Origin of the sequence: Flavobacterium salilacus subsp. salilacus (genome assembly GCF_004634195.1) — a bacterium.
GTDB lineage: Bacteria > Bacteroidota > Bacteroidia > Flavobacteriales > Flavobacteriaceae > Flavobacterium > Flavobacterium salilacus.
In genome coordinates this window covers 25,894-38,791 of sequence record NZ_SKBP01000009.1, presented here as the reverse complement: position 1 = coordinate 38,791, position 12,898 = coordinate 25,894, and the positions used below count along the sequence as shown (strand labels likewise).

Genomic DNA, 12,898 nt, shown 5'->3' with positions numbered 1-12,898 from the left:
GCAATAATTACATACTTAATAAATAAAAAAATCCCTCCGAAGAGGGATTTTTTTATGACGCGTAAGACTCAGAATTTTAAGATAAAATTTAAGATTTGTTTTAAACCTGTTCGTTCTATTATATTGTAAATTTATGCACATGGAAACAAACAGAAAAAAAGGATTTGTATTCAGGCAATATAAAGCTCCCGATGTGTCTCCGTTTGATAAGCTATTTGAGATTTTTACCGAACTGATAACACATACTTCGGGCGACCTCGACGAAGCGTTAGACTGGTTAAGGCAGCTCGATAAAGAGTATAAACTGACCGATGAGAATTATACCATTGACGATTTTATTGAAGACCTGAAAAAGAAAGGGTATATAAAAGATGAAACCAAAGAAGATGGTAGCGCAGGGCTTATAATTACTGCAAAAACAGAGCAATCGATACGGCAACAGGCATTAAAGCAAATATTCGGAAATTTAAAGAAAAGTGGCTCCGGTAGCCATAAAACAAAATATTCCGGTAGCGGCGACGAGCATACAGGCGAGTTTCGCGAGTACCGCTTTGGCGATGGGCTGGACAGGATTTCGCTAACCGAAAGTCTTAAAAACGCCCAGATAAATAATGGGGTAGGCGATTTTATACTTACCGAAAACGACCTTGTGGTAGAAGATGCTCAGTACAAAGCCCAGATGAGTACGGTATTGATGATTGACATCAGCCACAGTATGATACTGTATGGCGAAGACCGCATAACGCCTGCCAAAAAAGTAGCTATGGCACTTGCCGAACTGATAACTACCCGTTACCCGAAAGATACTCTTGATATACTGGTTTTTGGTAACGATGCATGGCAAATAGCTATTAAAGATTTGCCCTACCTGCAAGTGGGACCTTATCACACCAATACCGTAGCAGGGCTGGAACTGGCTATGGATATGCTGCGCCGTAAGCGAAATACCAACAAGCAAATATTTATGATTACCGATGGCAAGCCCAGTTGCGTGCGCGAAAGCGACGGCAGGTATTACATGAACAGTAACGGGCTGGACGAGTATATTGTAGATAAATGCTACACTATGGCAGCACAGGCAAGAAAACTGCACATACCCATTACCACCTTTATGATTGCGAGCGACCCGTACCTGCAACGGTTTGTAAACCAGTTTACCGAAGCCAATCAGGGGAAAGCATTTTACACCGGACTAAAAGGACTGGGCGAAATGATTTTTGAGGATTACGAAACGAATAGGAAAAAGAGAATTAAATAGATTTTAGACAATAGATAAAAGATAATAGGCAGAAAGAACTTTATGACTTTCGGCTTTTAAAACTTTATGACTAAACATATGGATATACAGAATATAAAAACATTAGGCGAATTAAAAAAATCAGGTTACCAAAGCAAAACCATTAAAGATGAGTTGCGCAACAACCTGCGGGAAAAAATAAGCAAAGGCGAAACCGTTTTTGAAGGCGTATGGGGTTTTGAGAATACCGTAATACCCGAATTGGAACGCGCTATATTATCACGCCACAACATTAACCTGTTAGGACTTAGGGGGCAGGCAAAAACAAGGCTGGCAAGGCTTATGGTAAACTTGCTTGACGAATATATACCTGTGGTTGAAGGTTCGGAAATTAATGACGACCCATTGCGCCCAATATCGCGCTACGCGAAAGAGCTTATTGCCGATAAAGGCGATGATACTCCCATTAACTGGTTGCACAGGAATGAACGTTTTTATGAAAAACTTGCCACTCCCGATGTTACCGTTGCCGACCTGATAGGGGATATTGACCCAATTAAGGCTGCTAACTTAAAATTATCGTATGCGGATGACAGAGTTATCCACTTCGGGATGATACCGCGTGCCAACCGATGTATTTTTGTCATTAATGAGCTACCCGACCTTCAGGCACGCATACAGGTAGCATTATTCAATATATTACAGGAAGGCGATATACAAATTCGTGGTTTTAAGGTACGATTAAACTTAGACCTTCAGTTTGTATTTACCGCCAACCCTGAGGATTATACCAACAGAGGAAGCATAGTAACACCTTTGAAAGACCGTATAGGTTCGCAAATACTAACCCATTATCCTGAAACGGTTAAAATAGCCCGTACCATTACCGAGCAGGAAGCAAATTTAGACAGTCGTCAAAGTGAGAGTGTTTATGTACCGTCATTAGCAAAAGACCTGTTGGAGCAAATAGGCTTCGAAGCCCGCGAAAGTGAATATATTGACTATAAAAGCGGTGTAAGTGCGCGTATGAGCATTACCGCATTTGAGAACCTGCTGAGTACCGCCGAAAGACGTGCGCTAAAATCAGGAGCAGAGAAAACTACGGTACGACTGTCCGATTTTATGGGAGTTATACCAGCCATAACAGGTAAAGTTGAATTGGTTTATGAAGGAGAGCAGGAGGGAGCAGCCGTTGTTGCCGAACACCTGATAGGTAATGCGGTAAAAACAGTATTTGCTGATTATTTCCCGAAAATAGAAAAACTGGAACGCCCTGATGCACAAAGCCCTTATCAGGAAATATACGACTGGTTTTTTAACGAAAGTACTTTTGAATTGCCCGATGATGCTACCGATGCGGACTACCAAAAACAGCTTGATGCTGTAATACCTTTAAAGCAGCTCCTTATGAAATATCAGCCGGATATTGCTGATGAGGATAAGAACTTCTTTAAAGAATTTGTATTATGGGGACTTGCCGAGTATAAAAAACTGAGTAAAGACCGTTATACACAAGGCTATGAATTTAAGGATATATATGGCAGTTATATCAGTAAAAATTTATAAATTATATAAAAAGAAAAGACCAAAGGTGGAGCCCCTTGGTCTTTAACGTTGCATACCCATAACATGGCGTACAACGGGGTGCAAATATAGGATATTAAATTGGATGTTTTGACATAAAAATCATAACTGTGTGAAAAATAGTTATAATTATGTTAGATATGTTTTAGCATTTATTTATAAAAATTTGCTTTTTTAAAAAGTAACTTAGTGCTATTCTAATTGTAAACACATATAAAACAGAATAGTATGAAAATGAAGATGTATTCCATAATGCTTTTTTTGCTTACTGCCATAAGTCTTCAGGCACAGTCTTTCGGAGCAGCAGGGCTGGAGGTAGAGGGCAATTTTAACCCTAAAAATGCAGTATATTATGACTGGTTGCGACATGAAGGCACTAACGATGTTACTATGAAGTTTCCGCAAACGCCAAAAGGAATTGAAGATGCAATGAACATAGCGCAGCAAATGTTAGTAAAAAATGAGCTTTTTATAGACAAACCCGATGAGTATAACAATGTTGAGGTGGAGGATTTTAAAAATAATTCGTCACAACAATTGCATACTGCCATTCAAAACCAAAAAGCTAAGATTAATTTGGCATGGTACTCTCCTGACGGATCTACATTACATCTATTTTTAGGGCAATACAGTTATGAAATAAACATATATAAAGCATATAAATTATAGTATTATAACGCTATTATTTTTATTAAAGCCCATTGTGTAACCTTACATAATGGGTTTTGTGTTTTTTATAATAGCCGTAAAAATTTAGCAGGACAGGCATAACTTTTATATATTTGCCTCAATACAAATGTTTTTTAAGGCATTAGCCCTTTTTAGTCCAATCGGATATTGACATATCTTTTTAATCTTACGATTTTTTTTGGACTGATTCTTTTACTGCGCTTCAGTAGTAATATGCATTTATTTTGAGATACAGCAAAGTAATAAGTCCGTACGGATTTTATTACTCATTAATTTTTGCTGTATGCCTCGTTGATACTAACATAAATACCTGATATGGAAATTCACATTGTCGATCTCTTAATATTTATTGTCTATTTGGTAATAATGCTCGGAGTGGGGTTCTACTTCATGAAGCGAAATAAATCTAAAGAAGATTATTATGTAGGGGGCAGGGGGATGTCCGCAGGTCATATCGGGCTATCAGTAGTAGCTACTGATGTAGGTGGCGGATTCTCTATAGGGCTTGGCGGACTTGGTTTTATGATGGGTCTTTCGGGTAGTTGGATGCTTTTTACAGGGTTATTAGGCGCGTGGATAAGTGCCGTGTTTTTAATACCAAAGGTTTACCCTATTGCAAAACAACATAAATTCCTTACGTTTCCGCAGTCGCTCGCATTTCACTACAATACAAAAGTGGCACTGGTGGCAGGTATTATATCTTTAGTGGGTTATATAGGTTTTACCAGTTCACAAATATTAGCAGGTGCAAAACTTGCCTCGGCTACATTCCCTTCTATCTCTATTATTGATGCTATTTTAATAATGGGCGTTATTGCCATAATATATACTGCTATTGGTGGTATTAAAGCCGTTATTTATACCGATACCATCCAGTGGATTATACTCATGGCAGGGCTTATAGGTATCGGTATTCCTTTAGGATATATCCATATAGGTGGTTGGGACGCTATCAGCAGTACGCTGCCTGATAGTTTTATGTCTTTGACGAACCTCACGTTTGTACAGTTTTTTAACTGGCTTATTACTATAGTACCCATTTGGTTTGTAGGCATGACATTATACCAAAGAATATATGCCTGTAAAGACGAAGCTACTGCCAAAAAAGCGTGGCGCATAGCCGGGTTATTCGAGTGGCCCGTAATGGCTTTTATGGGTATTGCTTTAGGGCTTTTTGCCAGAGTGGGGTATGAGCAGGGCATGTTTACCGATATAGGTTATGCACCTGGGGTGGCAATGGATTCCGAGTTGGGATTACCTTTATTCTTGCGAAGCATACTTCCAATAGGTTTAATGGGATTGATGTTATCTGCTTACTTTTCGGCAATAATGTCCACCGCCGATAGTTGCCTTATGGCAGCATCGGGCAATTTTTCTACTGATATTTTAGGTTTTTTTAAAAGCAAAAAGAAATATGACACGATTAAAAACTCCCAGTTTATAACCTTAGTTATCGGTGTTGTCGCAGTATTACTGGCTACCCATATGCAAAATGTACTGGAGTTGATGCTGTATTCCTATGCCTTTATGGTATCGGGGCTTTTAGTGCCTGTATTAGGTACATTGTTACTCAAAAAGCCATCAGCCATAGCGGCTATGGCAGCTATGATAGGCGGGGGTACTACCACACTGGTATTAATACTAACCCAGGTTACATTGCCCTATGAGCTTGATGCCAACTTTTTTGGAATAGCTGTTTCGGCTGCTGCTTTCAGTGTTTTTCAGACTTTTGGAGTTAAAAGCTAAAGGCTTCAATTTGTTAACTTTCAGATGCTACTTTTATCTTCGGGAGGATATTCTGTTGCTAGTGAGTTGGCTCTTTTCCTGCCAGGTGCTATGTACTGAATATAATCGTCAAATAATTTTACATATTTAGGATTAACCCACGGAGGTTGTACAATATTTCCTTCCGAGATAAATATTACTGTATTACTTTGTAGCTCCTCCGTGGCATTACGAGGGCAAAGCACGTCTTTGTTATGATAAAAGTGTCTTAACTCCTGAGAGGTTACAGCTCCGTAATATGGGTTTGTTGGGTCTAATGCTGATTTTACTATAAAAGTTGTAAGCCCAAAATATATTTTATGGTCTTGTTTATGAGCATAATTTACTCCCAGTTTACTTAATGTAGCAAATTTCCCTCTTCTGGTTTCGGTACTACGGTCTGTTTTGCCTTTCCAATACTCCAATACGTTTTTCGATTTGTCTTCGGCTGCCTCATGACTTTCAATATGTTGCCTGTAGCTTCCTAACATTTCCTGTCCGGTTTTACCGGGTACAAGAGCCTTATCAAAGCCCGAAATAGAAGTTAGTAGCGCATCATTTAAAGGATTGATGTAAAAAGGGACTCTTTTGCCTTTCGGACCAATTTCCATATGTGTACCAAAATCTTGCCTATGCTGGCTTTGCGCACTACGCATAAGGTTTGTTCGTTCTGCATCCACACCATATACAAAATCACCCGGTTCAGGTTTTACACCTTCGGGCCAGGAAACGGATTTTAATCCTTTCAAATCTGAACGACCTCCTCTTAATCTTTGTTGCGGAACTGTTGCAGCTATAGGAGGTAATGTCCCTTTGGGAACAAGACGAGGAGCTTTTGTCTTTGCTGTTGGAGGAGCTATAGAAGTTGGCATGTCAGATGCTATAGGAGGCAGTACTTTTGGTACGGGTATGGTTGCCTCTTCTGTTGTAGTCTCGGAAGCTAAAGGAATTTGAGTATCAGGTTGCTGTGTTGAGGCGTTTGCTATGGCTTGATTAATAATTTCTGTAAGTTGTATTGTTCTATAAGAAGATATGGCTTCTTTAGTTAATTTTTCTAATTCTGATAGCTCCAAAGTAGTTGGTGCTCTTTGTTTGATTTTTTCAAATCGCGTGTTCAAGTTTGCAGATAAATGTAATCTGCCTATTTTGTCTTTACCATCCATAACTAATCTTTGGATAGATGTTGACTTAATACTGCCTGTGATATTGTTATTATTTAATGGACTGGAAAAGTCAGAGGAGACTGCTTTTCCGCCCATAACATCGGCTTCTTTTTCCAAACTCCTATCATCATTAATAGTTACTTTATCTTTCATTTGCATGGTAGGCTTTACACGTCCTTGTTTTTGTTGTACTACGTGCCATGCTTCGTGTGGCAGGTGCTTTTCCTGTCCTGATGCTATGTGTATATCTGTACCCTGTGCATAGGCGTGGGCATTTAGCTGGGCGGGTTTGGCTGAATTGTAATGTACTTTAACATCATCCATCGAGTGACCTGATAGGTTTTCTATCCCAGATTTCAGATTATCGGGCAATCCTGTATTGTTAGGTTTTTTTTGTGCTGTCACCTTTGTACGATTATCTTCTAACGATACAGCTTTCGATTTTCTTTGAGCAGGCGCATTGGCAGCGTGCAAACCATTAGTTTTTTTATGTTCCGCTTTGTGTTCCATAGCTATTTAGTGTTATATAGAGCTATTTTACGTTATTAAATATTCGGTTTCAATACCCATCATTGCTATATCTACTATAGTAAATGCTGTTTCGTTTTCCAGCTTTGTAATAAGTACAGGTCCTATTGCTCCTGAATAATCGAGTACTGAACAAAAAGGTTCGTGTTCTAATTTGTTTTTCAGTCTTGCCAGTTGCGCATCATAATAAGGCAGCCTTATTGCTTTACCTGTAAGTAATTTAATGAGTGTCGGACTGTTTAAATCATGTTTTTTAAAAAGATGATACGGCGATAGTTTTATACTTTCTTCTTTATGAAATGATTTTTTACGATGTTGCAGTATAGCTTTTTTTATACGTTCAAAAAAAGATAAGAGTACTTTGCGACAATTTTCTTCCTCATTACCTAATATAAGGCATAAACTATTGTATGTAAGCAGGTAGCCGTTTATTTTCATTTTATTGTCACATACAGTACTGTTTAAACATTCGATAATTAAAATGTGATATTCTTCTTTTGTAAAAAGTTTTTTCCAACTGCCCGGAGCAAGCCATATACTGTATAATGTTGGCGGAGTTTCCTTAACAACTACAATTATATCCTCTTTTTTTATGTTGGTTTTCTTCTCCATAACCGTAGGGTATTAAACGCCGTGATGGTGCAGGTGTAATGTTTTATTCTCTTTTTTAAACTCCCTGCGTATTCCCTCAATCAATTCGTGATGGGTTACTACAGTATCTCCTCGCCTTATGGCAGTAAGCGCACAAAACCGGAGTACATTAATTATTGCTCCACCTGCCATTTCATACTGTTCTGCAATTTGTTCAATATCTATATCAGGATGCAATGTACAGGTGTCTGAAAAGGCTTTTTGCCATAACAATAATCTTTCTTCGGGAGATGGCATTGTGAAGTGGATTATTGACTGAAAGCGTCTTAAAAACGCTTCATCCATATTTGCCTTTAAGTTAGAAGCCAGTATGACTACACCGGGAAAATCTTCTATGCGTTGCAGCAGGTAGGCAGTTTGTTGGTTGGCATGCCTGTCGTTAGACGAGTTGGCAGCCGTACGCTTCCCAAATAAAGAATCGGCTTCATCAAAAAATAATATCCAATCGCTGTGCTGTGCCGCATCAAAAAGTTTGGATAGATTTTTTTCTGTTTCTCCGATATATTTTGATACAATCATCGATAAATCTACCCGATATACTTCTCTTTCGGTTACTTTACCTATCATTGTGGCAGTAAGTGTTTTTCCTGTACCGGGCGTACCATAAAATAAAGCTCTGTAACCGGGTTTTATTTTTCGTTTCAAGTTCCAGTCATACATCAGGGTATTGCCATATTCCAGCCAGCTTATTATTTCGGTTACCTGTTGCATAACGGGAGCATCTAAAACTACATCATCCCATTCCATTTCCGTATTTATTCGCTGCGCAGGAAAATCGGCACTATGTTCCCGTTGCGGTTTACTGCCTGTCATAAAATAGTGTAGCCAGCCTTTACTCAGGTATAGTATGCCGTTTAGTTTCGGTAGGTAATTATCAGTATCTTCAATATGCAGTATTTGTTCTTTTAATAACGGGCTATTATTTCCTAATAGTTGTAATACAGTTGTTTTCAGTTCAGGGTTTGTGCTTGCTGCTATAAAGTATAGTGTTTGTCCGGTAGGAATAAAGCCACTGTGGGCTTTGTCCGTCACTCCGCCAAATTCGGTAAAGCCTCTGTCGTATATTTGGTTTTTACCAAAAAATATATCTAAAGCTTCAGGATATAAGTGCGGTGCGAGTGTAAGCGCAAGTGCCAGCCTCTCCACATAGCCAAGTTTCATTTGTACTACTGTTTTGGCATAGGGGCACACTGTAGCTGAAAGTTCAGGAGGAGCAATTGGTTCTTGCATGTCCTCGTGTCCTTCGTGCATCAGGTACTGCTTTATAGTCTGGTCTATCACACTTTGCAACCAGTAAATTTCCTGTTCTAAAACTTGTATATATAACTCGTTATGCATAGTTGGAAAATAATCGCTCTACATCATCCAGACTGGCATCTGCCCATCTGAAATAGAGTAGGGCTGTGTTAGGGTTTAGCTCATTACCGCTAAGCATATCCAACGGGTTTATTTCTGATTTGGCAGGGATGTAATAATGGTTATAGGCATCATTATTAATATCAATATCATAAAAAGATTTTGCCCATTCCTGTTGTTCAGCTCTTCGGTTTATGAGTTCGCTCATAAAATAGTCCATTTTTTCATCATTAACTACCAGCTTTTTGGCTTTAAAAAAGCAAGGCTTTCTGCTCGATTCTTTATGATAGAATTCGATATCACGTGATTGGATGGTTTTGGTAGATTGATGCCCGAAAATATCAGTCAAACCAAAGTTTTCATCTTCACTGGCTATTTCCAGTTCGGCATTTTGTTCGGCAGCAATGGCAAGGCTCCATGCAGATGTATCGGCAATTTCTGTAACTACATATACTTCTCTGAAAGAATAATAGGTTTGTGTGAGTTTTATTATCAGTTGCTGCTGTATTTCCATCCAGTTAGCTATTTTGGTCGTTTCCGGGTCTGTACTGTGAAATATAAAACTGCCTCGTTTTGCAAATGCCAGTACTTGTTTACTGTACTCAAAATTTCCGTCGGTAATGTCATGACCGTTAGTGCGCCCGGAGTAGGGTTTGCTTAAACCGTCGTTAAAGTTCCAACTGTTAGCATTAAGTTTATTGCGGTAGTTTATTGCTGCTTCGGCAGGATCTATTACAGCGTCCCGAAAAAGATTACCGAGTATTATAATTTCTCCGTTTTTTATCTGGAAAAAATCGCCCGGATATATAACACTGTTCAAAGGTTTGGCAGGTATATAACCACCGGTACGCATGTAAAAGTTTCTGTAAAAATTCTTGTACGCATTTTCCATAGGTATCTTTTTTATTGTAAAAATTCCTTCTTCCCGCATTAACGGGAGGAAGGAATGTAATTATTTTACTAAGAAGCAAGTGCAGCGGCATTGGCTGCGGCAAGCCCTGATTGAAGCGATGTAAGGTTTACCTGTGCTTTATTCAAGTCTCGTTGTGCCTGATTTAACTGTCTGGTGGCTCTTGTTAATGCCTGTTCTATTACAGCATAATTATTTTTAGCATTTTCATAGGCTTCGTTTAACAGTGCATGTAACGAAATATTTTTAGTGTCTGTACCTGTGCTTACAGTTACATTAGTCAACAGCTTTAACATGTCTTGCGTTTGTATATACCCTAACTCTATAGCTGATTTCGACTCCATATTGGATGCCTGTGCAGCAAAAGTAGATTTGAGTGCTACTAATGCCAGAGATATAACATTATTAGCGTCTTTACCTGCTGTGGTAAGCATATTTATCAAATCATCAGAGATAAGCGGATTTACTGCTTTTTTACGCATTACCATAATAGATAATTTGTTTAACACCTCAACACAGTATATGAGCTTATCCATTGTAATTTTAATATTAATGGCAAGAACATCGGTTTTAGCTTCGGCTTTTTCTATTTCGTTAAATGTAATTGCACTGTTTTTTAAAAGTACATTTTCGTTATATACAAGCTGGTTTACAAGGTTTTGATTGCTAAAAGTTTGTGTGCGCGTGTTGTCGGCTACAGTAAGCAGGTTTTGAAAGTAGGCAACTTTTTCATTCATAGAATTAACTATGGACTGATAAAGTTCTACCTGATATTGGGCATCCTGTACCTGTAGTGTTAAACTGTCAATTTCTGCTTTTTTTCTTTCGGTAATGCCATATCTGCCATTTGAGGAAAGGTTTCTTTGAAGTATCTGTGGTGATGTTTGAGTACTCATGATTTTAAGTTTTTAATGGTTGTTATAATTTTTTATAAGTAAAAGCTTTGCGGGTACTGAAATCTGACAGCGCGTTGGTAAACGGATTTTCGTCATCGTTTTCTAAAATTGCAGAAGTTAGAATAACAGGGATGTATTCGTTACCGTCTATCAGGAGGTTGCCAAAATTATCAGTAGTATCGGCACTGATATAAGTTACCCAGTTTGTTGTATCCTTATGAGGGGATTTTTTAGCATTAGAATCGGGTTTTGCAGGAGTATAGCTGCCTGCAGGTACTTGTTCGGCTAACGGAAGGTTGAAAAGGAAACCGATATTACTTTCACTGGTTGAATTGATACTTTCTATCTGGTCGGCTTTTTCTTTACTTACGGTATCTAAATCGGAATTAAGTGTACTCAACTGTGCCTTGAATTTTTTTTCATCATCCTTATTTTTTTCTAAGGCTGCCTGTTGCAGTTCCAACTCGGTTTCAATTATTTGTGCTTGCAGTGCTTCAATTTTCGGGTCGAATTCCTGATTAATAAGGTCGAGAGAAGACATTTGGTTAATCAAAGAATTTATTGCGCTAACAGTAAGCAGGTCTTTACCTATACCTTTATATACCGGTAATAACATAAAGCGATACGCTACATTATAAACAGGGTTTTGCTCTACCGCGAATGTTATTTTATAGCTGTAGTTTGGTTTTTTGGCTGTACTGTTTTCAGTTTGTCCGTTATTGGATTGATTAAGGAACGCTGTAAATTCCTGCTCATCATTAATATCGTTTTCAGTTTTCTCTTTTTCTTGAGGCGTAACCGTAATATCATCATTTTCTACCGCATTAAGATAGGTTGTGATAGCAAACGGAAGAGAAGGAGCAGAGATAAAATCGCTAAAATTATTGATGCTTCTTTTATATTCATCGGTATATACTGCCATAAGGAAAACTACATAGTTATCGCCCAGTGTTATAGTATTCCCTTCGGTGTCCAATAAAGTTTCTCCGTCGTCTATATTCAGAAAGTTTATTTGTGTAGTAATCATATCGTTTTGTACCGATACATTTGTTCCTGTAATAGCTACTGTATTTAGTATGGCGGTATCTTGTTGCGGTACATTTACCATTACAAAACGTCGACTTTGATTAGCTATAATTCCCTCTGCGCTGGAGATGGAGAATGTATTGCTCTTACTCTCTTTTACTATAAAAAGATAGTAGCTTTTTACAGGATCAACATTGTCATAAAAAGGGTTAAGTATTTTATTGAAATGTACACTAAAACTGGTGTCAGATTTATCATCCAGCAGTACTTCCAACTGCTGGTTTAACTCTTTGTTCATAGAGTCGTAAGCACTTTTTGCTGCACCACTATCTACAGTAAGGTATTTAAAGTTCCCTTCAATGTCTTTTTCGTTGGCATTAGCTAATGATAGTGCTGTATTATCATCCACTACCGCTTGTGAGGCAGTATCATACTCATCCGAAGTTATTTTTAATAAATTTTTAATGGCGGTATTAGTATTTTTTGACTCGTTCAATACCACTGCTGATGAAACTTCTGAAGTTAATGCAGAGGTTTCCATTGCCAGTTGCGAGTTATACTCTGCACCATAGGCAGTATCATTCATCAATTCATTTATAACTTTTGCCTGTGCATAAATATCAGTATCAAAATCAGCAGCGTTTATTATACTGTATATATTTCCCACATCGCCGGCAAGTTTTGTTACGGCATTAGCGGAAATTTGCACGTTGGCAGCACATACGGCGGCATTACTTATGGATTGTTTTACAAAAGCATCAGCTTGTGTTGCCGATTTTAATTCGTTGTTGGAAGCATTGCTGTTGGCTACACCTTGTTTTTTTATTTCAGCTTTGGCATCCTGATCTTTTTTAGCCTGTTCCAGCTTTTCTTCAGCCGTAATACTTGCTCCTTCTGCATGATAGAGCGAAAACATAGAAGCATTTAGTTTTGATTTAAGATCCTTTTGGTCCGCATTCTGGCTTTGCAAAGAGCTCACTATTGCCGAGCGGAGATTTTCGTTGTAGGTATTCATAATTATAATTTTTTATGGATTAATTTTTTAATTTATAAAATTGGCTGTAGTATTACTAGAAGTTAACTACTGTCTAAT

General features: G+C 38.2%; 10 protein-coding genes. 4 read left to right on the top strand and 6 right to left on the bottom strand.

Annotated features, from left to right (window positions below):
- Positions 1 to 139: 139 nt before the first annotated feature.
- From E0W68_RS10955 to E0W68_RS10940, 4 genes are all read left to right on the top strand, one after another.
- Positions 140 to 1,258, top strand: a complete 1,119-nt coding sequence (locus E0W68_RS10955; RefSeq protein WP_135219475.1) for a vWA domain-containing protein — start codon at positions 140 to 142, stop codon at positions 1,256 to 1,258.
- 78 nt (positions 1,259 to 1,336) lie between these two features.
- Positions 1,337 to 2,803 carry a magnesium chelatase gene (locus tag E0W68_RS10950; RefSeq protein ID WP_135219474.1) on the top strand — a complete coding sequence of 489 codons (1,467 nt, stop codon included), beginning with the start codon at positions 1,337 to 1,339 and terminating at the stop codon, positions 2,801 to 2,803.
- A 246-nt stretch (positions 2,804 to 3,049) separates the two neighbouring features.
- The gene (locus tag E0W68_RS10945) at positions 3,050 to 3,490 is read left to right on the top strand and encodes a hypothetical protein (protein WP_135219473.1); all 441 of its coding nucleotides are present in this window, start codon (positions 3,050 to 3,052) and stop codon (positions 3,488 to 3,490) included.
- A 336-nt stretch (positions 3,491 to 3,826) separates the two neighbouring features.
- A complete protein-coding gene (locus E0W68_RS10940) occupies positions 3,827 to 5,257 on the top strand; it encodes a sodium:solute symporter family protein (protein WP_235831832.1) in 1,431 nt (476 codons plus the stop codon).
- Positions 5,258 to 5,277: 20 nt separating this feature from the next.
- Here the strand turns inward: E0W68_RS10940 and E0W68_RS10935 are convergent, their stop codons facing one another.
- From E0W68_RS10935 to E0W68_RS10910, 6 genes are all read right to left on the bottom strand, one after another.
- Entirely contained in the window at positions 5,278 to 6,948 is a 1,671-nt protein-coding gene (locus E0W68_RS10935; RefSeq protein ID WP_135219472.1) for an eCIS core domain-containing protein, read from the bottom strand.
- Between the two features lie 27 nt (positions 6,949 to 6,975).
- Positions 6,976 to 7,578 carry a hypothetical protein gene (locus tag E0W68_RS10930; protein ID WP_135219471.1) on the bottom strand — a complete coding sequence of 201 codons (603 nt, stop codon included), beginning with the start codon at positions 7,576 to 7,578 and terminating at the stop codon, positions 6,976 to 6,978.
- Positions 7,579 to 7,590: 12 nt separating this feature from the next.
- The gene (locus E0W68_RS10925; protein ID WP_135219470.1) at positions 7,591 to 8,955 is read right to left on the bottom strand and encodes an ATP-binding protein; all 1,365 of its coding nucleotides are present in this window, start codon (positions 8,953 to 8,955) and stop codon (positions 7,591 to 7,593) included.
- Positions 8,948 to 9,865 carry a hypothetical protein gene (locus tag E0W68_RS10920; protein WP_135219469.1) on the bottom strand — a complete coding sequence of 306 codons (918 nt, stop codon included), beginning with the start codon at positions 9,863 to 9,865 and terminating at the stop codon, positions 8,948 to 8,950. The genes E0W68_RS10925 and E0W68_RS10920 overlap by 8 nt, the downstream gene beginning before the upstream one ends.
- Positions 9,866 to 9,933: 68 nt before the next feature.
- Positions 9,934 to 10,779 carry a hypothetical protein gene (locus tag E0W68_RS10915; RefSeq protein WP_135219468.1) on the bottom strand — a complete coding sequence of 282 codons (846 nt, stop codon included), beginning with the start codon at positions 10,777 to 10,779 and terminating at the stop codon, positions 9,934 to 9,936.
- Positions 10,780 to 10,801: 22 nt separating this feature from the next.
- Complete coding sequence (locus E0W68_RS10910; protein WP_135219467.1) at positions 10,802 to 12,820, bottom strand: hypothetical protein; 2,019 nt, start codon at positions 12,818 to 12,820, stop codon at positions 10,802 to 10,804.
- Positions 12,821 to 12,898: the final 78 nt, after the last annotated feature.

Excerpts from the sequence above, each read along its gene's own strand:
- E0W68_RS10945 (WP_135219473.1), top strand. The coding sequence starts at position 3,050 with ATGAAAATGAAGATGTATTCCATAATGCTTTTTTTGCTTACTGCCATA.
- E0W68_RS10950 (WP_135219474.1), top strand. The coding sequence starts at position 1,337 with ATGGATATACAGAATATAAAAACATTAGGCGAATTAAAAAAATCAGGT.
- E0W68_RS10925 (WP_135219470.1), bottom strand. The coding sequence starts at position 8,955 with ATGCATAACGAGTTATATATACAAGTTTTAGAACAGGAAATTTACTGG.
- E0W68_RS10930 (WP_135219471.1), bottom strand. The coding sequence starts at position 7,578 with ATGGAGAAGAAAACCAACATAAAAAAAGAGGATATAATTGTAGTTGTT.
- E0W68_RS10920 (WP_135219469.1), bottom strand. The coding sequence starts at position 9,865 with ATGGAAAATGCGTACAAGAATTTTTACAGAAACTTTTACATGCGTACC.
- E0W68_RS10915 (WP_135219468.1), bottom strand. The coding sequence starts at position 10,779 with ATGAGTACTCAAACATCACCACAGATACTTCAAAGAAACCTTTCCTCA.
- E0W68_RS10910 (WP_135219467.1), bottom strand. The coding sequence starts at position 12,820 with ATGAATACCTACAACGAAAATCTCCGCTCGGCAATAGTGAGCTCTTTG.
- E0W68_RS10940 (WP_235831832.1), top strand. The coding sequence starts at position 3,827 with ATGGAAATTCACATTGTCGATCTCTTAATATTTATTGTCTATTTGGTA.
- E0W68_RS10935 (WP_135219472.1), bottom strand. The coding sequence starts at position 6,948 with ATGGAACACAAAGCGGAACATAAAAAAACTAATGGTTTGCACGCTGCC.
- E0W68_RS10955 (WP_135219475.1), top strand. The coding sequence starts at position 140 with ATGGAAACAAACAGAAAAAAAGGATTTGTATTCAGGCAATATAAAGCT.